Origin of the sequence: Streptomyces sp. NPDC089799, assembly GCF_040684755.1 — a bacterium.
Lineage (GTDB): Bacteria > Actinomycetota > Actinomycetes > Streptomycetales > Streptomycetaceae > Streptomyces.
Genome location: NZ_JBFBGR010000011.1, coordinates 256,494 through 275,282, shown reverse-complemented (window position 1 = coordinate 275,282; position 18,789 = coordinate 256,494). Strand labels below are relative to the sequence as shown.

Sequence of the window (18,789 nt, the reverse complement as noted above, 5' to 3'; positions counted from 1 at the left end):
TTTCAGGTTGTGCCCCACACCCCACATTTGGGGGCGGGGGTTGTTGTCCTCGGCGCGGCGCGGCCCCCCCCCCGCCCCCGGCCCCCCCGCCGGGGGTGCTGCGGCACCCCCGGCGAGCACGGCGGCGAGCACCCCGGCGGCCGCCCCGGCCACCCTCACACGCGCACCCTCTCCCGCACCGGCACCGGACGGTGCCGCGCGATGTTCCGCGCCAGCAGCCGGGTGGACTCGCCCACCCCCACGTCGCCCCCGGACCCCGGGGCCGGCAGCCGCCCGTCGGAACCCTTGAGCTCGCTCAGGGCCGCGTCCATCGCGTGGTGCGCGGCGAACAGACAGGGCGTGCTGTAGATCGCGACGTCGACGCCCAGGTCCGCCAGCTCGCCGAGCGACAGGCGGGGCGACTTGCCGCCCGCGATCTGGTTGAAGAGCAGGGGCTTGGTGCCCGTCACCTTCCTGATCCGGCGGATCCACTCCACGCTCCGCACCCCGTCCACCAGCACCACGTCCGCGTCGGTGGCCGCCAGCCGCTCCGCGCGGTGCAGGATGTCCTCCTCGTCGGTGGCGTCGGTCCGGGCCACCACGACCAGGTCCTGCCGGGTGGCCAGCACCATCTCCAGCTTCTCCAGGTACTCCGTGAGCGGCAGCACCTGCTTGCCGTCGGCGTGCCCGCAGCGCCGCGGCCGCTTCTGGTCCTCCAGGATCACCCCGGACGCGCCGATCCGCTCCAGGCCCTCGACCACGTGGCAGGCCACCTCCGGGTCGACGTACCCGTCGTCGATGTCCACCAGCAGGTGGTGCCCGGGGAACGCACCGCGCAGCCGCTGCACGAAGGCCACCATGTCGGGCCAGGCGATGAACCCGATGTCCGGCAGCCCGTAGTAGGACGCGGCGAAGCCGAAGCCGGAGACGAACATGCCGTCGTAGTGCTCGGCGGCGATCGACGCCGAGTACATGTCGTACACCCCGATCAGGGGAGTGGTGCCCGGCCCGGCGATCTGCGCCCGGAGCTTGTTCCCGTACGTCAAAGCCGTCAAAGCGTTGCTCCTCGAAAGTAGGTTCCGCATGCACACCGGCAGAGGGGGTGCCGTGCCGACACGGCATTCCTTTACCCAAAACAGATCATTTCTAGAGTTTGGGCAGTCCATTCACATGCACACCCTTTACTCACCCGGACGGCGGAAAGTGTTCACCGAGGAAACGTCACTGGGGGTTTAGCCGGGGCGGGCCGGGACAGGTGCCGGGCGGCGGGAGGTGACGCGATGCGCACACTGCTGAACAGGCGGGCGGCCGGACGGCGGCTGGCCGAGGAGATCGGACGGGCCGGCGGCCCGATGGTGCACCCCATCGTGCTGGCCCTGCCCCGCGGCGGAGTGCCGGTGGGGCACGAGGTGGCCCGGGAGACCGGGGCGCCGCTCGACGTGCTCGTCGTACGGAAGATCGGGATGCCCGGCAACCCCGAGGTCGGCATCGGGGCCGTCGTCGGGGACGCCCCGCCGCTGTTCGACGACCGCGCCATGGAGATGTTCGGGCTGACCGAGGACGAACTCGCTGCCGACATCGCCCGGGAACGGGCCGAGGCGCACCGCCGCGAGGTGATCTACCGGCGGCACCGGCCCGAGCCGCTGCTGGCGGGCAGGACGGTGATCCTGGTCGACGACGGCCTGGCCACCGGGGTCACCGCGCGGGCCGCGGTCCGGGCGGTGCGGGCCCGCGTACCCGGCCGGGTGGTGCTGGCCGTTCCGGTGGGGGCGCGGCAGGCGGTGGCCGACCTCGGCCGCGAGGCCGACCTGGTGGTCTGCCCGTACCAGCCGTACCCGTTCCGGGCGGTGGGCCAGTGGTACGACCACTTCGACCAGGTCTCCGACCAGGAGGTGATCGACGTCCTCGACCACCAGTGGGCCGTCCACGAGACGACGGCGGGAGCGGGCATCTGACCGTCTTACGCCACGACACCCGCGGTGCCCGCCCTACGGCCTGATGTCGTAGAGCACGTTGAAGGGATCGTCCTTCGTCGACCTGACCACCTCGCCGAACCCGGCGCCCGCACACAGTTCGCGCACCACGGACTCCGGCAGCCCGCAGGTCCCGAGCCCGGCCCCGCCGTCGGCGAGCGAGGTGGTCATGCAGTAGAAGACGCTGAAGCCGTACTTCAGCGAGGCCACCGGCCCGGTGTTCTCCCCGGGCGAGTCCCCGGAGCCGATCTCCAGCATCAGGTAGTCGCCGTCGTCCCGGAGGGCGCCCCGGACGGCGGAGAGGATCCGCTCCGGTTCCGCGGAGTCGTGGATCACGTCGAAGGTGGTGATCAGGTCGTACCGGCCGGGCAGGCCCCGAGCGGCGTCCACCGTCCCGAAGGACACCCGGCCGGTGACGCCCGCCCGTTCCGCGGCCGCGCGGGCCCGCTCGACCTGGGCGGGGAAGTTGTCGAAGCCCGTGAACCGCGACCGGGGGAAGGCCCGCGCGAGCACGATCAGCGCCCGCCCGGCCCCGCAGCCCACGTCCGCGACCTCGATACCCTCCTCCAGCCGCTCGACCACGTGCGGGAAGGTGGCGAGCCACTCGTCGATCATCACGGTCTCGAACCAGCTGCCGGTGAACCGGCTCATGCCGTCCCACAGCGACGGCGGGTAGTCCTCCTGCCGGACCCCGCCGCCTTCCCGGAACGCCTCCGCCAGCCGCTCGTACGGAGCCCACAGCCCGGGCAGCATCTGGTAGAGGCCGCCCAGGAACAGGCTGCCGGAGTCGTCGGCGAGCGCCGGGACGTGCTCGGCGGGCAGCATGAACCGCCCGCTGCCGAGCTCCTCCAGGTACCCGGACGCGGTCAGGCCGCGCAGCCACTCGCGTACGTATCGCTCCTGCAGGCCCAGCCGGTCCGCGAGCTCGGCACTGGTGGCCGGCCCGTCCTCGGCCAGGCTCCGGAAGAGTCCGAGCCGGTCGCCGAGAGCGCAGAACCCCGCGGCCATCGTCCCGCTCAGGTCCCCGAGGGCCTTCTCCATGAACGCCTCGACCTTCGCACCGTCCGGTGGGGGCGGCGTCGCCATCCTGGACCTCCTGACCTCGCACCGGCCGCGAACGGCCTTGGGGACCGGACCCGGGACCGGACCCGGAGGGCTCCCGCCGCGCGACGGGGCCGGGAACCCAACCAACCACCCGGGCCGCTCTCCGCCCACCCGCCACCACCGGCGACAGCCGGAATCCACCCCCCGGGGGCGACCTCGCCCGGACACCACGGGTCGGTTGCCGCCCGGCCGCCGGCGGAACGGGCAAGCTGGGCGCATGAAGGCCACCCTCCTCCTGACCGACGGCTTCCAGCGCGTGAACGACGTGGTGCACGAGGCCGTGGACGGCCTCGCCGCGGAACAGCTCAACGCCCGCGTCGGCGCCAGGGCCAACTCCATCGGCTGGCTGGTCTGGCACCTGACGCGGATCCAGGACGACCACGTCTCCGAACTCGCCGGCCGCGAGCAGGCATGGCTCGCCGAGGGCCACGCCGACCGCTTCGCCCTGCCGTTCCCCCCGGAAGCCACCGGATACGGCCACACCGCCCGGCAGGTGGCGGCGGTCAAGGCGTCCGGCGAGCAGCTCCTGTCCTACTTCGAGGCGGTGCACGCCCGCACGGCCGCCTACCTGGCCACCCTGCCCGCCGCCGACCTCGACCGGGTCATCGACACCCGCTGGGACCCGCCGGTCACGGTGGGCGTCCGGCTGGTCAGCGTCCTCTCCGACGACCTCCAGCACGCCGGCCAGGCGGCGTTCGTGCGCGGCCTCCTCGAACCGGCCTGATCCGGGCGGCGCGCCGGCCGCGCGGCGCCTCACGCGGGACGACCCGGGCGGCACCGCAACCGGCACGATCCACGCGGCGCGGAACCCGCCCGCCCCGGGAGACCGCCGGGTACCGGCCACAGGACCCGGCAATTCCGGCCATTGCCCCGACTCCCCGCCGGCCGCTGCGGTCGGCCTGGCCATCCTGGGCGCAGCACCGGGCCCAGGAAATCGAAGGAGTCCCGCATGGCACCCATCGAGGTGAAGCCCGTCGCGGGCCACATCGGCGCCGAGATCTCCGGAGCCGACCTGGCCGCACCCCTCGCGGAGGAAGACGTCGAGACGATCCGGGCCGCGCTGCACCGCTGGAAGGTGCTCTTCTTCCGCGAGCAGTACCTGGACCACGCCGCCCACGTCGCCCTCGCCCGCCGGTTCGGCGAACCGGTCGTCCCCGGCTCCCGCGGCAGCGCCTCGCCGCCGGACCACCCGGAGGTGGAGACCACCGCCGACCGGCTGGAACTCGGCGGCCGCTTCGGCATGGACCACGCCGAATGGCTGAGCCGCCGCCGCCACACCCTGCGCCGCGGCTGGCACTGCGACCACGGCGCCCGCATCGACCCGCCCGCCGCCACCATCCTGCGCGCCGAGACCGTCCCGCCGTACGGCGGCGACACCACCTGGTCCAACCTGGCGGCCGCCTACGCGGGGCTCTCCGCGCCGCTGCGCGCCTTCGTCGACACCCTCCGGGCCGAACACCGGCTCGGGGTCGGCTACCAGCCGCGGGCCGGGGAGGACGCGTACGTACGCCACCTGCTGGCGCACCAGACCGCCACCGTGCACCCGCTGGTCCGGGTGCACCCGGAGACCGGCGAACGGCTGCTGTCCGTCAACGGCTACTACGTGGAACGGATCCTGGACCTCAGCCGCACCGAGAGCGGCCCGCTCCTGGAGCTGCTGCTCGACCAGGCGACCCGTCCCGAGTACACGGTCCGCTTCCGCTGGGAACCGGGCAGCGTGGCCTTCTGGGACAACCGCGCCACCATCCACCTGGCCCCGGGCGACACCGCCCACCTCGACCACCCCCGGATCATGCACCGGGTGATGCTCGCCGGGGAGGTCCCGATCGGCGTGGACGGCAAACCGTCCGAGCCGCTCACCGGCCCGGAGCCGCGCCACTGGTAGCCGCCCCGGCGTCCCGGCGCGTCAGCGGCCGCAGCCGAAGCCGCCTGTGCGACGCTCGGGACGAGCAACGAGGCGTACCGGCAAGGGAGACACACCATGGCCAGCCAGCCCGACGCAGCCCCCGGAGCCCCCGGTACGCCCGGGGAATCCCGCGCCTCGCTGCGCGTCCTGGTGCTCTCCGGCTCCTCCCGCGGGGGCTCCGTCAACGGCATGCTGGCCGCGCTCGTCGCCGGGCTGGTCGAGCGGGCGGGGGCGACGGCCGACCTGGCCACCCTCGGCGAGTTCCCCATGCCCGCCTACGACGGGGACTTCGAGACGGAGAGCGGGCAGCCGCCCGGCGCGGTCGCCCTGCGCGACCGGCTGGAGACGGCGCAGGCCGTGGTCATCGCCTCGCCCGAGTACAACGCGTCCGTGCCCGGGGTCCTGAAGAACGCCGTCGACTGGGTGTCCCGGTTCCGGCCGCAGCCGTTCAAGGACAAGCAGTGCCTGCTCGTCTCGGCCTCCCCGTCCATGGTGGGCGGCAACCGGGGCCTGTGGGCGCTGCGCGTCCCGCTGGAACACCTCGGCGCCCGCGTGTACCCGGACATGTTCAGCCTGGCCATGGCCCACCAGGCGTTCGCCGAGGACGGCACCCTCACCGACGAGGGCCTCGGCGAACGCCTGGGCGCCACCATCGAGGCGTTCCTCGACCTGGTGGAAGCCGACACCCGCTACCTGTGCCTGCGGCACCGCTGGTACGAGTTCCTGGGCGACCGCTCGGACGCCCCCGTCACCGCCCGCGCCCAGGACTGAGCACGCCCCTGCCCCTGCCGCAGGTGCCCCTGCCGCACGTGCCCCTGCCGCACGGGGGAGCCCGTCACCCGACCGGCCGCGCCCACGGGGCACAGTGCCTCCCGGCACGGCTTTCCTGGAGGAATGAGCGAGCGCGCACCGCGGGCGACCCCCGGCGAGGACTTCCTGACCACCCCCCGCGCCGCGGGGGTGGCCGGCATCGTCTTCGCCCTCCTGATGGCCTCGACGATCGTGCTGTCCCGGATCGCACTGCCGCACGGCACCGGCGGCGAGATCCCGCTCGACGCCGACCAGCGGCAGGCCCTCAGCTGGTCGCTGCAGATCGTCCCGTTCGCCGGGATCGCCTTCCTCTGGTTCACCGGCGCCGTACGCGCCCACACCGGCCAGGCCGAGGACCGGTTCATCGCCACCGTCTTCCTGGGCAGCGGGCTGGTCTTCACCGCCACCCTCTTCGCCTCCGCGGCAGCCGCCGGCACCGTCCTGAACAGCGGCGTCAGCTCCGAGTTCGGCCGCGGCTACGCGCACACCCTGCTGGTCACCTACGCCCTGCGGATGGCCGCCGTCTACGTCGCCTCCGCCTCCGCCATCGGCCGCCGGCTCGGGGTGATGCCGCGCCCGCTGATCGCCTTCGGCTTCCTGGTGGCCCTGGTGCTGCTGGTGGCCGCCTCCACCGTGCCCTGGCTGGAGCTCCTCTTCCCCGCCTGGGCCCTGGTCGTCAGCCTGTACATCCTCGGCTCCGCCCGGCGGCGGCCCGCCGCATGAAGCCGCCGAGGGCCGGCCGCGCGCCGGTCCCCCCGTCACTCCACCGGACCACTCGCCGCGCCCCGGCCGCCGCCCGGGTCCACGCTGGTCGGGAATGGCCGGGGTCACGAAAGGACCGAACCTTGCTGAGGCTTGTCGTCGATCTCAACCGCTGCCAGGGCTACGCGCAGTGCGCGTTCCTCGCGCCCGACGTCTTCGCGATGCACGGGGAGGAGGGGCTGCTCTACGACCCCCGGGCCGAGGAGGCCCAGCGGGCCCGTGTGAAGCAGGCCGCTGCCGCCTGCCCCGTCCAGGCGATCCTCGTGGACGAACTTGACCTGGCGGCCGAGCCGTCCGCAGCGGACGGGCCCGCCGGCGAGGAGGAGTCCGATGGCTGACACCGCCCTGGACCAGCTCAAGCGCGACGGCCGGATCGTGATCGTCGGCGCCTCGCTGGCCGGACTGCGCGCCGCGGAAACCCTCCGTGAGGAGGGCTTCAAGGGCACCCTCACCATGATCGGTGACGAGCCCTACGAACCCTACGACCGCCCGCCGCTGTCCAAGGGGGTCCTGCTCGGCCGCGGCGCCGCCGAGCACACCGCGCTGCCCCGGCGCCGGGCCGTCGATGCCGAATGGCGGCTCGGCGCGGCCGCCACCGGCCTCGACATGGCCGCCCGCAGGGTCCGCCTGGCCGGCGGGGACGAAGTCCCGTACGACCGGCTGCTGATCACCACCGGCGTCCACGCCCGGCCCTGGCCGAACCCGGCGGAGGCCGCGCTCGACGGCGTGTTCACCCTGCGCGGCCGCGACGAAGCCGCCGCGCTGGCCCGCCGGTTCGCCGAGGGACCCCGCCGGGTCCTGGTCATCGGCGCCGGGTTCACCGGATCCGAGATCGCCTCCGCCTGCCGGGAGCGCGGCATCGAGGTCACCGTCGCCGAACGCGCCTCCGCCCCCCTGGTCGGCGCCCTCGGCGGGGTGATCGGCGAGGTCGCGGCCTCCCTCCAGCGGGAGAACGGCGTCGACCTGCGCACCGGGGTGATGGTCACCGGCCTGGAGGGCGACAGCACCGGCCGGGTCCGGGCCGCCCACCTCTCCGACGACACCACGATCGAGGCCGACGTGGTCGTCGTCTCGCTCGGCGCCGTCCGGAACACCGGCTGGCTGGAAGGCTCCGGCCTCGGCGCCGGCCCCCGGGGCATCGCCTGCGACGCCGGCTGCCGGGCCTTCGACTTCCGCGGCATCGTCACCGACGACATCTACGTCGCCGGGGACGTGGCCCGCTCCCCGCACCCCCTGTTCGGCTACCAGTTCCTCTCCCTGGAGCACTGGGGCAACGCCGTCTCCCAGGCCGAGACCGCCGCCCACAACATGCTCAGCGAGAGCACCGACCGGCGCCCGCACATCTGGGTGCCCGCCTTCTGGTCCACCCAGTTCGGGGTGAACATCAAGTCCGTCGGGGTGCCCCCCATGGGCACCGAGATCATGATCACCCAGGGTTCCCTGGACGAGCGCCGATTCACCGGCGTCTACGGGTACCAGGGCCGGATCATCGCCGCCGTCACCTTCGACAACGCCCGCTGGCTGCCCTTCTACGAGAAGCAGATCGAGCAGACGGCGCCCTTCCCGCCCCCGTTCGACACCGTGGACCGGCGCGCCGACGGCCGGCACCCGATGCCCGCCGACTTCCCCGACCCCTCGGTGCCCACGCACGGCCCGACCGTCACCGTCAGCGGGTACTCCCCGGCCGACAAGCGCATCCACTTCCGTCCCGGCCGCTGACCGCCAGGCCCCCGGAGGAGCCGTCCATGACCGAGCAAGACATCCTGCGCCGCATCCTCGATCCGGCCAGCCGTCCCAACCCGTACCCGCTGTACGAGGAACTACGGAAGACCCCCGTCCACCACATGGAGGGCGGGCCGTACGCCATCAGCCACTACCACGACATCCTCGGTCTCCTCCACGACCCGCGGATCAGCTCCGACGCCCGCAACCTGGCCTCCACCGCGGGCGACCCGCTGGCCGGCGAGGAAGAGGACTCCACCACCCTGCCGCCCAGCTTCCTCAAGCTGGACCCGCCCGAACACGACCGGCTGCGGCGTATGACCAACCGGCCGTTCGGGCCGCCGCACTCCCCGCACCGGGTCGAGGAGATGCGCGGCGACCTCGACGGGATCTTCAAGGAGCTGGTCGACGGCGTCACGGACCCGGGCAACTTCGACCTGGTCGAGCAGGTCTCGTACCCCTTCCCGGTGACCGTGATCTGCCGGCTGCTGGGCGTGCCCAAGGAGGACGAGCCGCGCTTCCACGTGTGGGCGGACACCCTCGCGGCCAGCCTGGACCCGGACCCGGACGCTACCCCCGAGGAAAAGGCCAAGGTCGGGCAGGACGCCCGGATGGAGCTCGGGATGTACCTCGCCGGACTGATCGAGGAACGGCGCAAGAACCCCGGGCCGGACATGCTCTCGCAGCTCGCCGTCGGACACGGCAAGGACGAGACCATGACCACGATGGAGCTGCTCAGCACCGCGGCACTGCTGCTCATCGCCGGGCACGAGACCACCGTCAACCTGATCACCAACGGGATGCTCACCCTGCTGCGCCACCCCGAGGTGCTGCGCGACCTGCGGAAGAACCCGGATCTGGCGGTGCCGCTGGTGGAGGAGCTGCTGCGGTACGAGCCGCCGGTGCAGCTCCTGCCGCAGCGCACCACCCTGACCGAGATCGAGGTCCAGGGGGTGACCATCCCCAAGGGCGCCTCCATGTGGCTGATGCTGGCGGCCGGCAACCGGGACCCGGCGAGGTTCGAGAACCCCGAGAGCTTCGACCCGTACCGCAAGGACATCGAGCACCTCGGCCTGGGCAGCGGCATCCACAGTTGCTTCGGCGCCCCGCTGGCGAGGCTGGAGGCGCAGCTCGCCCTGGCGGAGCTGGCCCGCCGCCTGGAGAAGCCCCGGCTGATGGAGGACCCGCCGCCGTACCGGCAGAACGCGGTGCTGCGCGGGCCGCGCCACCTGCGGATCGCCTGCGACGGCATCAGGCCGTAGCCGGTCGGACGCGCCCTTTCGGGTGCCGGGGGCGTGTGCGGTCGGGCCGCACACGCCCCCGGCGCACGCTCGGAGCTACCCTCGTACGGGGGCGGGGAAGGGATGGCCCGTCATGTGCCGCTGGCTCGCCTACTCGGGATCGCCGATCCTGCTGGACTCGGTCCTGTACCGCCCTGAACACTCGCTGATCAACCAGAGCCACCGTGCCCGCATGGGCGTGGAGACGGTCAACGGCGACGGCTTCGGCATCGGCTGGTACAGCGCCGAGGGCGACGGCACCCCGGCCGTCTTCCGGGACATCGGCCCGGCATGGAACAACCGCAACCTGCAGGAACTCTCGGCGCACGTCCGCTCGCGGCTGTTCTTCGCGCACGTACGGGCCTCCACCGGCACGGCGATCCAGCAGAGCAACTGCCATCCGTTCCGGCACGGCCGCTGGATGTGGATGCACAACGGCGCCATCACCGACTTCCACCGGCTCCGCCGGGACCTGTGCATGGCCGTCGATCCGGTGATTTTCCCGTCGATGGAGGGGTCCACGGACTCCGAGGTGATGTTCTACCTGGCGGTCACCTACGGGCTGGACCAGGACGTGCCCGGGGCCGTGGCCCGGATGGCCGGGCTGGTGGAGCGGCTCGGCAAGGAGCACGGCGTCCCCCACCCGCTCCAGATGACGATCGCGGTCTCCGACGGTGAACGCACGTGGGCGTTCCGCTACTCCAGCGTCAGGAAGTCCCGGTCGCTCTTCTACAGCAGCAAGGCCGAAACGGTTCGGCAGCTGCACCCGGAGCTCGAATACCTGCGCGGGGTGTCCGACGAGACCCGCCTGATCGTCTCCGAGCCGCTGGGTGACCTGCCGGGGGTGTGGAACGAGCTCCCGGAGGCCAGCTACGCGGTCATCCCCTCCGGCACCGAGGACTACCTGCCCTTCGTCCCCGAGCCGGTATAGGGCCCGTCCGGCGGATCAGGGTCGGACAGGCCCTGGCCCGGAGCGCCGTACGGCGGGGCCCGGCCCCATGGGGGAAGGGCCGGGCCCCGCCGGTCAGGCCCCCCGCCGCGTGCGGGTGCGGCGTACGACCGCCCACACACCGGCGCCGGTCACCGCGAGCGCCGCGGCCGCGGCGGCGGTCACCGGGAGGCGGGGGGAGTCCTCCGCGTCACCGGCGGGCTCCGCCGCAAGGGCGGCCGACGCGGACGCGGAGGCGGCCGGGGGCGGGGGCGTGGCCGGGCCGGCGGCGGTCGGTCCGGCGGCGGTCGGGCCCGCCGTGGCGGGGGCCGCCGGATTCACGGTCAGCTCGCGCTCCGCGCGCCCGAGTTCGGGGAAGCCCACCTCCACGGTCACCTTCCAGGTCCCGGAGGGGAGCGCCTCGGCCGTGGTCCAGTTCTTCGGCCCGGCGGGGTCGCGCACCAGCCGCCACGGACCCGCGGTCCGGTTGCCGTCGGGGCTGACCGCGTTGACCGTGGCGGCGACCGTCTCCTCCACCGCGTCCCCGTCGTTCTCCCAGGTCACCTCGGTGACGACGTGTCCCTCGCGCTGCCCGACGACCACCACCTTCAGGCCGTCGCCGTGGGCCGCCGCGGGCAGCGCGGTGCCGAGGACGGCACTGCCGGCCAGTGCGAGGAGGAGGACGCCCGTCCTGGTGCGTCCGTAGGGAACTGCCCTGTGCATGCCAGTGCTCCGATGCATGTGCGAGGGGTGAGCGGTGGAGTGAGGGGACGGGCGGGCCGTCCGGTGGACGGCCCGCCCGCGTGCGTCGCGCGGCCGGGTGTCAGCCGGCCTTGCGGACCGCCCAGCTCTGGGCGGGGCGGCCGTCGGCGCGCTGCAGGTCGAGCAGCCGCGCACCGTAGTACGGGCGGCCGCTGACGGTCAGCGCCCAGGCGCCGCTGCGGTCGGTGACGGCCATCGAGCCGTCCTTGGAGGTCAGCTTCCAGGCCTGCGCGGCGGAGCCGTTCGAACAGGGCTGCTGGGCGACCCACATGCCCGCGCCGGGGGTGCCGCCGGGCTGGAGGCACTTGCCGGAGGCGGCGGACCGGATCCGGACCAGGCCGCTGCCCGCGTCGTCGAAGTACCACTGCTGGGGGGCGTACCCGTCGGCCTGCGAGCCGACGAGGACCGTGCCGTCGGCGCTGCGGCCGCCCCAGACGGCGGCGTTGAGCCCGGTGCTGCCGTTGGCCAGGGTGTACTTGCCGCCCGGGGCGGTGGTGGTGGTGCCCGCGCCGCTCGTCTTGAAGGTCGCGCTCTTGCCCGGACCGCTGTCACGGCCCTGCGCGTCGCGCACCGAGACCGCCACGGTGTACGAGGTGCCCGGCCGCAGGTTGTAGATCCGTACGGCGGTGCCCTGGACCCAGGTCAGGTGCTTGCCGTTGAACATCACCTGGTACCAGGCGGCCCCGGTCACCCGCGGCCAGCTGACCACGGCCGAGTCCGACTGGATCTGGCCGACGGTGACGTCCGGTCCGCTGCCGGGCTTCGGCTTGGTCGGGGACGGCGTGGGCGTCGGCTTGGGGCTCGGGTTCGGGTTGGGATTCGGGTCGGTGCCGCCCCTGTTCTTCATCAGGAACTGGTTGTTCGCGATGTTCCAGTGGGTGGCGAGGTAGCTGCCCGCCTTGGGATTGGTGTGGAAGTAGTCGTCGTGGTTGCAGTCGAGGATGTTCTCGTTCGCCTGGTCGGTGCAGACGTTCCGCATCTTCGGGTAGTACGGGGTGTCCGAGTAGCACATCACGTCCCACTCGTCCGTGCAGTGCGCACCCTTGCTGGTGTTGGGGGCGCTGTTGTTGACCGCGCCGAGGTTGTGGCCGAGCTCGTGCGCGGCGGTGTGCCCGCCCCAGCAGCCGGTGTCCGTGCGCCCGTAGGAGGGGCCGAAGTTGCTGAGGTTGTCCTGGCCGGGCCGCTCGTCCCCGTTGAAGGTGCCGATGCCGCAGTAGACCTGGGCGTCGGCGAAGAGCATGTACTTGCGGTCGCGGCGGTCCAGGCCCTTGGCGGCCAGCGCCCGGTTGGTGGCGCTGAACTCGGAGAGCGCGGAGTCCGGGAGCTCGATGTTGAGGACGGTCGGAGTGCAGTCCGCCGCCGTCACGTAGCGGATGTGGCGGACGCCGCCGGTCTGCTGGGCGCTGGTCGAGTAGATCAGGTCGGCGTCGGCGGCCCACTTGCGGAAGGACGCGGCGTACTGGGAGTACCGGTCCTTGCCGGGGCCGTGCACGTAGACGACCTGGACGCGGTTGCCGCTGCTGCCGTCACCGTCGCACTGGACGGTCTGCCCGGCGGGGCCGGCGGCCGCGCTCTGCCCGGGGGAGGGGGTGCGGGGCGGAGCGGAGGCGTCGGTCGGCGCCTTGGCGTCGGCGGCGGGCGTGGCCTGAGAACGCCCGTCGGCCGGGTCCGGGGCCGGGTCCTTGTCGGCCGGCTTGGCCGGGTCGGCCGCCGCGGCCACGGTCTTCACCGAGGGTGCGGTGTCCTTCTTGATGTCGACGCCCTTGGGCGGCTCGTCGGGGCCGTGGCTGCAGGCCCCCGCGTCCGTGCGGTACACGCCGACGCACTTGTCGCCCTTGGGGGCGGTGTTCAGTCCGTCGTAGACCATGCCCCGGGCCCGGTCGTTGGACGGCTTCTTGTCCAGCGGCTTGGGCTCCTTGTCCCGGGCCGGCGCGGAGGCCGGCGCGGTGGCTATCTCCGAGGAGTGCGCCCCGAGTTGCGCGAGCGTCGTCTCGTCCTTGGAGTTCGCGAGGCCGGCCTGGTAGGCGAAGCCTCCGGCGACCACGGCGCCCACGGCCAGGGCGGCGGTGATGCCCTTGAACCTGCCGCGGCGCGGCGGCTCCTGAGGCTCCCTCAGTTTTCGATGTCTGGACATGCGCACCTCAATTCTTTGGTCAGAAGACGGGGTGCGCGGAAGCCTGCCAGACCCTTGGGGCGGAGAATTCGGACAAAGCGGAGCCGGGGTCGGAGAATCCATTCCGTTACCTACCCGACCGTTTCTGATGAAACATCAATTCCCTTTGTTTTCAAGGGAACTACGCGCGTGGACCGCCATTGGTCCAGGCTTTTCGGCGGGACTCCGTTATCGAATCGAAATCATCTCTGAGGTTTTGAGCGCTGCCTGTTGACGGCAATTCAGTACGGGATTCACTCTTCTCTCACCTCATGAATTCCTGCGGTCACCGCCGGTGAACCGCCGGTGGCCGAGCCGGTGCGGTCACGGCACCGGGTGCTGCCCCGGGTGGCAGCAGCCGTCACGGAGCATCTGGTCGAGGACCGCCTGCCAGTGTTCCGGCGCCGCCGGGGGAGTGGCGTGTGCAGGGGCGGTGGACCGGGCGGCAGCAGGTTCGTGGAGGGTGCCGCCGCGGAGGGTGGCCCGGGTGCGGATCAGGGCGGCGAAGTCCGTGAAGGGGTCGCCGCCGACGATCGTCAGATCGGCCAGCCGGCCCGGTTCCACGGTGCCCAGGTGGTCCTCGACGCCGAAGATCCGCGCCGGGGTCCGGGTGACGGTGGTCAGGGCCTCCGCCGCGCTCAGGCCGAAACGGTGCAGGGCGCGCAGGCCCAGGTGGAGGTGGAGGCCGGTGGGCACCAGCGGGGCGTCGGTGCCCAGGGCCACCAGTCCGCCCCCGTCCAGCACGCGCCGGTACGTGGCCACCTCACGCTCCAGCAGGGCCAGTTGCTCCGTGCTCGGCGGCCGTAGCGCGGCCGCCTCGACCGCCTTCACGTCCCACGGCGGCATCAGCTCCCGCACCCGCCGGTCCGCCGCCGCCCCCGGGTCGGCGCCCAGCAGGGGCAGCGCCGTGAACGGCGTGGCGACCAGGTGGAAGCGCCCCCGCGTGTAGAGCTCCACCGTGTCCTGGTGGGTGTGGTTCTCCGGGGTGCAGCCGTGCCCGTACTCGGCGCGCTCGGTGGCCGTCAGATGGGTGGTCAGGTCCTGCCCGGACTGGATCCCGGCCGCGCACAGGTGCGAACCGGCCGTCACCCCCAGCCCGTGCGCGAACTCCGCCGCCTCCGCCATCAGCCCGAACGGGGCCCGCACGTACGTCTTGACCAGGTCCCAGTCCAGCTCCGCGGCCCGCACCAGGCTCCGGGCGAACCCCTCCCGGGTGCGGTGCGCGCGGCCCATGGTGTAGGCCACCCGGGACCCGTCCAGGAGCTCCCCGCCCGCCAGCAGCCGGGGCGCCGCCAGCCGTCCGGCCCGCACGTCCTCGCGGAGCCGGGCCTGTTCGTACGCCGACCCGCCGAAGGAGACCGCGGTGGTCACCCCGTACGCCAGCTGCAGTGCGCCGAGCCGGGCCCCGTAGGTGTAGGGGTACGAGTGCACGTGCGCGTCCCACAGGCCCGGGAGGACGGTGGCGTCCGAGGCGTCCACGGTGCGCGCCGCCCGCCGCGGCCGGCCCGCCCGGTGCGGCTCCACGGCGGCGATCCGGCCGCCGCGGACCAGCACGTCGACATCGGCGCGCGGCGGCGTTCCGGTGCCGTCCCACAGGAGTCCGGCCCGCACCACCGTGTCCACGGGCGCCGGCCGCCGGTACCCGAAGGACACCGGTACCGTACGGGCCGGCCCGGCGGGGGAGCCGTCCGCGCCCAGCCGGAGGAGCCGCAGCCGCGCGCCCGACTGGTAGAGCAGCGTCCGCGAGTCCCCGGACCAGGAGGGGTGGTCGGCCGGTTCGTCGGTCAGCCGGCGGGCCGGACCGTCCGGAGTGCCGTCGGGGCGGACCGGCAGCAGCCACAGCGCGGACTCGCTGACACAGGCCAGGTGCCTGCCGTCCGGCGACCAGACCGGGCCGGCGGCGTACCGGTCGGAGAGCGAGGCGTGCGGCGCGAGGGCGTGGAGGCGGTCCGCCCCGGTCAGGGTGTCCACGATCCGGATCAGGTTGTAGCCCTCGCGGAAGCGCCGGTTGAGCCGGTTCCGGTCGCACAGTGCGAGGTACCGGCCGTCCGGCGACCAGCTGGGCTGCCCGGGCAGGCCCCCGCCGCCGAGCGCGGGCACCAGCGGGGTGTCGGTGCCGGCCGCGGGATCGTGGACGTGGAGCCGCCCGGCCAGGTCGAGGGCGGCCAGCCGGGTGCCGTCCGGCGAGAGCACGCCGTACACCCGGCCGCCCCCGGCCAGCAGCCGGTCCCGCCCGGTGGCCGGGTCGAGGCGGCGTACGGCGTTCAGTCCGTCCCGGTCATCGGTGTACACCAGATCCCGCCCGTCAGGGGTCCACACCGGGCCCTGTACGTAGGCGGATTCCGGGCAGCGCAGGATCCGGCGCGGGGCCCCGCCGGTGACCGGCGCGGTCCACAGCGAGTTGAGGGCGGCGAAGGCCACGGTCCGGCCGTCGGGCGAGAGCCGGGGCTGGTGGATCCCGCGCACCGGCAGCGTGCGCTCCGCCTCCAGGACGTACGCCTTGATACGGCGGCGGGGCCGGCGCACCTCCAGCGTGGCGTCGAGGACGATCTCGGTGCCGGAGTCGGAGACGGACGCGGTGGGGGTGCCGGTGCCGTCCCGGTGCGGGCGGATCACCCGGAACCGGCCGTCGAGGGTGACCAGGAGCCGGTCCTCGCCGATCCAGCGCGGCGGAGCGGGGGCGAGCTCGCCGTCGAGGGCCACCCGCCGCCCGTCCACCACCAGGGTCACGGTCTCGGCGCGGCGCGGGCCGGGGAGGGCGCACAGCCAGGCCGTACGGCCGGCCGGGGACAGGGCGGGGGCCATCAGCCGGCCCTCGGTGACGGTGTGCTCCACGCGTACGGCACCCGTGGAGGCGGAGGCGCCCGCGGCGGGAACGGCCACCGAGGCGAGGGTCCGCGCGACGAGCGCGTCCCCGTCCGCGGTGCCCCGGACGAACAGCACCCGGGAGCCGTCCGCGGACCAGGCCGGGTCGTAGTCCTCCCAGGCGGAGTCCTGGCCGGGACCCGGCCGGCCCGGCAGCCCGGTCAGCCGGCTCAGCCGCCCGTCGCGCACGTCCACGGTCCAGATCCGGTACGGGCAGCCCGCCACCGGATCACCGCCGCGCTCCGAACAGAAGGCGAGGGTGCGGCCGTCGGGCGACCAGGCGGGAGCCCGGTCGTCGAAGGGGCCGTCGGTCAGCGGGCGCAGCCCCGAGCCGTCCGGCCGCATCAGCCAGATGTGGAAGCCGCCGCCCCGGTAGGCGCTCATGGCGACCCAGCGGCCGTCCGGGGAGAACACCGGGCGGCACGGCTCCAGGTCCGGCGGGGTGAGCGGGGTCGCGGCCGTGCCGTCCAGGGGGACCGACCAGAGGATGTTCTGGACCTCGGCGATGACCCGGTCGCCGGAGGAGGTCGCGGTGGCCGTGCCGTTGGTCGCGGCGGTCAGGCGCAGCCGGACGAGTTCGCCGGCACCGTCGGAGGCCCGACCGCTCCCGGCGGCGGCAGCGCCGACGGGCCCGGGGTCGCTCGCCGCGGTCCGGCCGCCGGCCGCCGCCGGGCCGGAGAGCGGGAGCGCCGCCAGCGCACCGCCCGATGCCGCCTTCAGTACCGCCCTGCGCCCCATCCGCACCGCGACCACCCGTCCCGCCCGTCCTCGTCCCGCCGACCGCCGTCAGCCCCTGAACGATCAAGGGGCCGTCCGGGCAACGGGCGACGGGGCAGGTGACGGGCGGGACGGCGGGGCGGGTGACGGGCGGGTCGCCGGCGGCACCCGACGGGACGCCGCGCCGCCGGTCATTCGAAGCGCGTGGTGTCCCCGGCCCCGTACCGGACGATCTCCGCCTCGCCGCCGGAGAAGTCGATGACGGTGGTCGGCCGGGTGCCGCAGTCCCCGGAGTCCACCACGGCGTCCACCACGTGGTCGAGCCGCTCCTTGATCTCCCAGCCCTGTGTCATGGGCTCCTCCTCGCCGGGCAGCAGCAGCGTGCTGGACAGCAGCGGCTCCCCGAGCTCGGCCAGCAGGGCCTGGGTCACCACGTGGTCGGGGATCCGGACGCCGACCGTCTTCTTCTTCGGGTGCATCAGCCGGCGCGGCACCTCCGAGGTCGCCCGCAGGATGAAGGTGTACGCGCCCGGCGTCGACGCCTTGACGGCCCGGAACACGTCGTTGTCCACGTGCACGAACCGCCCCAGCTGCGCGAAGTTCTCGCACATCAGGGTGAAGTGGTGCCGGTCGTCCAGGTCCCGGATCGACCGGATGCGGTCGATCCCGTCCTTGTTGCCCAGCTGGCAGCCCAGGGCGAAGCAGGAGTCGGTGGGATACGCGATGAGCGCGCCCGCCCGCAGACTGTCCGCCACGTTGCCGATGGCGCGTCGCTGCGGGTTCTCCGGGTGCACGTCGAAGTACTTGGCCATCCGCCGAGCCTACGCGCCCGGCGGACGGCCCACGCGTCAGCAGCCGAGGCCGGACCCCGGGGTCACTCCCAGGACCTGGGTGAACTGCTGGTACTTCGAGATCCTGCTCTGCACCTGTGCGGGGTTGCCGCCGTTGCACTCCAGGGCGCCGTTGATGGAGCGGATGGTCTCGCCGAAGCCGGCTCCGTTCACCATCGCCGCGTGCGCGGTCATGGTGCCGGGGCCGTTCTGGGTGTTCCAGTACCAGAGCGCGGTCTTCATGGCGACGGCCGGATCGCGCTCGACGAGGTAGGGGTCGGCCAGCAGGTTGATGCCGAGGGCGTCCCCGGCGGCCTTGTAGTTGAAGTTCCAGCTGAGCTGGATGGGGCCGCGGCCGTAGTAGGCGGCCTGCCCGGCCGGGCACCCGTACGGCTGGGCGGCGTCGCAGTAGTGCGGGTAGTTCGCGGTGTTCTGCTCGACGATGTGGACCAGGCCACCGGTCTCGTGGGAGACGTTGGCGAGGAAGGCCGCGGCCTCGCGGCGCCGGGTGGTGTCGTCGCCGGTGCGGGTGAAGCCGGGGTACGCGGAGAGGGCCGCGACCAGGCCGTCGTAGGTGTAGAAGGGGTTCCGGTTCGGGAACATCTGCTCGAACTGCGCCCGGCTGACGACGAAGCCGGACGGGTCGGGGTCCTGGCCGCCCCCTCCGGTGCCGCAGCTGCCCCGGTCGGCCCAGACGCCCCATTCGCCGGTGGTACCCGGGGTCTCGTTCCGGGTCCACCACTTCGCCTGCCAGTTGCGGCCGTTGTACGAGGCGGTCGCCCCTCCGGTGTACACGGCGCCCGGCGACCAGGCGGCCGCGCAGGCGTCGGCCGCGGAGGCGGGCGAGGGCAGGGTGAGGGTGAGTCCGGCGGCCAGGCCGAGGGCCGTCAGGGCGGACGCGGTCAGTGCGAGGGTACGGCGGCGGAAGGCACGTATCACGTAACTGCTCCTTGAGTGGGGGGAGTCGCGGGGCGGAGACGGCAACTCCCCCCGCAGTTC

Annotated in this window: 16 protein-coding genes; 9 read left to right on the top strand and 7 right to left on the bottom strand. The window is 73.6% G+C overall.

The window, feature by feature from the left end; translation table 11 throughout:
* Nucleotides 1-155: 155 nt before the first annotated feature.
* Nucleotides 156-1,025: an isocitrate lyase/PEP mutase family protein gene (locus AB0O36_RS15455; protein WP_365109575.1), complete on the bottom strand. Its 870-nt coding sequence runs from the start codon at nucleotides 1,023-1,025 to the stop codon at nucleotides 156-158.
* Nucleotides 1,026-1,259: 234 nt separating this feature from the next.
* Between AB0O36_RS15455 and AB0O36_RS15450 the strand changes: the two genes are divergently transcribed.
* Entirely contained in the window at nucleotides 1,260-1,934 is a 675-nt protein-coding gene (locus AB0O36_RS15450) for a phosphoribosyltransferase family protein (protein ID WP_365109530.1), read from the top strand.
* Nucleotides 1,935-1,967: 33 nt separating this feature from the next.
* Here the strand turns inward: AB0O36_RS15450 and AB0O36_RS15445 are convergent, their stop codons facing one another.
* Entirely contained in the window at nucleotides 1,968-3,038 is a 1,071-nt protein-coding gene (locus tag AB0O36_RS15445; RefSeq protein WP_365109528.1) for a methyltransferase domain-containing protein, read from the bottom strand.
* Nucleotides 3,039-3,273: 235 nt separating this feature from the next.
* Between AB0O36_RS15445 and AB0O36_RS15440 the strand changes: the two genes are divergently transcribed.
* The 8 genes from AB0O36_RS15440 to AB0O36_RS15405 all read left to right on the top strand — a co-directional run bounded on the left by AB0O36_RS15440 (nucleotide 3,274) and on the right by AB0O36_RS15405 (nucleotide 10,467).
* Complete coding sequence (locus AB0O36_RS15440; RefSeq protein ID WP_365109526.1) at nucleotides 3,274-3,780, top strand: DinB family protein; 507 nt, start codon at nucleotides 3,274-3,276, stop codon at nucleotides 3,778-3,780.
* A 225-nt stretch (nucleotides 3,781-4,005) separates the two neighbouring features.
* On the top strand, nucleotides 4,006-4,941 hold the full coding sequence (locus AB0O36_RS15435; protein WP_365109523.1) for a TauD/TfdA family dioxygenase: 936 nt from the start codon (nucleotides 4,006-4,008) through the stop codon (nucleotides 4,939-4,941).
* 96 nt (nucleotides 4,942-5,037) lie between these two features.
* Entirely contained in the window at nucleotides 5,038-5,733 is a 696-nt protein-coding gene (locus tag AB0O36_RS15430) for an NAD(P)H-dependent oxidoreductase (RefSeq protein WP_365109520.1), read from the top strand.
* A gap of 123 nt (nucleotides 5,734-5,856) precedes the next feature.
* Nucleotides 5,857-6,495, top strand: coding sequence for a hypothetical protein (locus AB0O36_RS15425; protein WP_365109517.1), 639 nt, complete (start codon nucleotides 5,857-5,859; stop codon nucleotides 6,493-6,495).
* 125 nt (nucleotides 6,496-6,620) lie between these two features.
* On the top strand, nucleotides 6,621-6,872 hold the full coding sequence (locus AB0O36_RS15420) for a ferredoxin (RefSeq protein WP_365109572.1): 252 nt from the start codon (nucleotides 6,621-6,623) through the stop codon (nucleotides 6,870-6,872).
* Entirely contained in the window at nucleotides 6,865-8,253 is a 1,389-nt protein-coding gene (locus tag AB0O36_RS15415; RefSeq protein ID WP_365109514.1) for an FAD/NAD(P)-binding oxidoreductase, read from the top strand. Before AB0O36_RS15420 ends, AB0O36_RS15415 begins: the two co-directional genes overlap by 8 nt.
* A gap of 26 nt (nucleotides 8,254-8,279) precedes the next feature.
* Nucleotides 8,280-9,518: a cytochrome P450 gene (locus AB0O36_RS15410; RefSeq protein WP_365109512.1), complete on the top strand. Its 1,239-nt coding sequence runs from the start codon at nucleotides 8,280-8,282 to the stop codon at nucleotides 9,516-9,518.
* A 112-nt stretch (nucleotides 9,519-9,630) separates the two neighbouring features.
* The gene (locus AB0O36_RS15405) at nucleotides 9,631-10,467 is read left to right on the top strand and encodes a class II glutamine amidotransferase (protein ID WP_365109509.1); all 837 of its coding nucleotides are present in this window, start codon (nucleotides 9,631-9,633) and stop codon (nucleotides 10,465-10,467) included.
* Nucleotides 10,468-10,560: 93 nt separating this feature from the next.
* On the opposite strand, the gene AB0O36_RS15400 is transcribed toward AB0O36_RS15405, so the two are convergent.
* The 5 genes from AB0O36_RS15400 to AB0O36_RS15380 form a co-directional block, all read right to left on the bottom strand.
* Nucleotides 10,561-11,187, bottom strand: coding sequence for a hypothetical protein (locus AB0O36_RS15400; RefSeq protein ID WP_365109506.1), 627 nt, complete (start codon nucleotides 11,185-11,187; stop codon nucleotides 10,561-10,563).
* A 100-nt stretch (nucleotides 11,188-11,287) separates the two neighbouring features.
* Nucleotides 11,288-13,360, bottom strand: a complete 2,073-nt coding sequence (locus tag AB0O36_RS15395; protein ID WP_365109504.1) for an RICIN domain-containing protein — start codon at nucleotides 13,358-13,360, stop codon at nucleotides 11,288-11,290.
* 342 nt (nucleotides 13,361-13,702) lie between these two features.
* Nucleotides 13,703-16,981 (bottom strand): amidohydrolase family protein, encoded by a 3,279-nt coding sequence (locus AB0O36_RS15390; RefSeq protein WP_365109501.1) that lies wholly within the window; start codon nucleotides 16,979-16,981, stop codon nucleotides 13,703-13,705.
* Nucleotides 16,982-17,151: 170 nt separating this feature from the next.
* Nucleotides 17,152-17,772 (bottom strand): L-threonylcarbamoyladenylate synthase, encoded by a 621-nt coding sequence (locus tag AB0O36_RS15385; protein WP_365109498.1) that lies wholly within the window; start codon nucleotides 17,770-17,772, stop codon nucleotides 17,152-17,154.
* 36 nt (nucleotides 17,773-17,808) lie between these two features.
* Complete coding sequence (locus tag AB0O36_RS15380) at nucleotides 17,809-18,681, bottom strand: glycoside hydrolase family 19 protein (RefSeq protein ID WP_365109569.1); 873 nt, start codon at nucleotides 18,679-18,681, stop codon at nucleotides 17,809-17,811.
* Nucleotides 18,682-18,789 lie beyond the last annotated feature (108 nt).

Coding starts and splice junctions, on each gene's coding strand:
- AB0O36_RS15450 (WP_365109530.1), top strand. CDS start 1,260: ATGCGCACACTGCTGAACAGGCGGGCGGCCGGACGGCGGCTGGCCGAG.
- AB0O36_RS15445 (WP_365109528.1), bottom strand. CDS start 3,038: ATGGCGACGCCGCCCCCACCGGACGGTGCGAAGGTCGAGGCGTTCATG.
- AB0O36_RS15440 (WP_365109526.1), top strand. CDS start 3,274: ATGAAGGCCACCCTCCTCCTGACCGACGGCTTCCAGCGCGTGAACGAC.
- AB0O36_RS15435 (WP_365109523.1), top strand. CDS start 4,006: ATGGCACCCATCGAGGTGAAGCCCGTCGCGGGCCACATCGGCGCCGAG.
- AB0O36_RS15430 (WP_365109520.1), top strand. CDS start 5,038: ATGGCCAGCCAGCCCGACGCAGCCCCCGGAGCCCCCGGTACGCCCGGG.
- AB0O36_RS15425 (WP_365109517.1), top strand. CDS start 5,857: ATGAGCGAGCGCGCACCGCGGGCGACCCCCGGCGAGGACTTCCTGACC.
- AB0O36_RS15415 (WP_365109514.1), top strand. CDS start 6,865: ATGGCTGACACCGCCCTGGACCAGCTCAAGCGCGACGGCCGGATCGTG.
- AB0O36_RS15410 (WP_365109512.1), top strand. CDS start 8,280: ATGACCGAGCAAGACATCCTGCGCCGCATCCTCGATCCGGCCAGCCGT.
- AB0O36_RS15405 (WP_365109509.1), top strand. CDS start 9,631: ATGTGCCGCTGGCTCGCCTACTCGGGATCGCCGATCCTGCTGGACTCG.
- AB0O36_RS15400 (WP_365109506.1), bottom strand. CDS start 11,187: ATGCACAGGGCAGTTCCCTACGGACGCACCAGGACGGGCGTCCTCCTC.
- AB0O36_RS15395 (WP_365109504.1), bottom strand. CDS start 13,360: ATGTCCAGACATCGAAAACTGAGGGAGCCTCAGGAGCCGCCGCGCCGC.
- AB0O36_RS15390 (WP_365109501.1), bottom strand. CDS start 16,981: ATGGGGCGCAGGGCGGTACTGAAGGCGGCATCGGGCGGTGCGCTGGCG.
- AB0O36_RS15385 (WP_365109498.1), bottom strand. CDS start 17,772: ATGGCCAAGTACTTCGACGTGCACCCGGAGAACCCGCAGCGACGCGCC.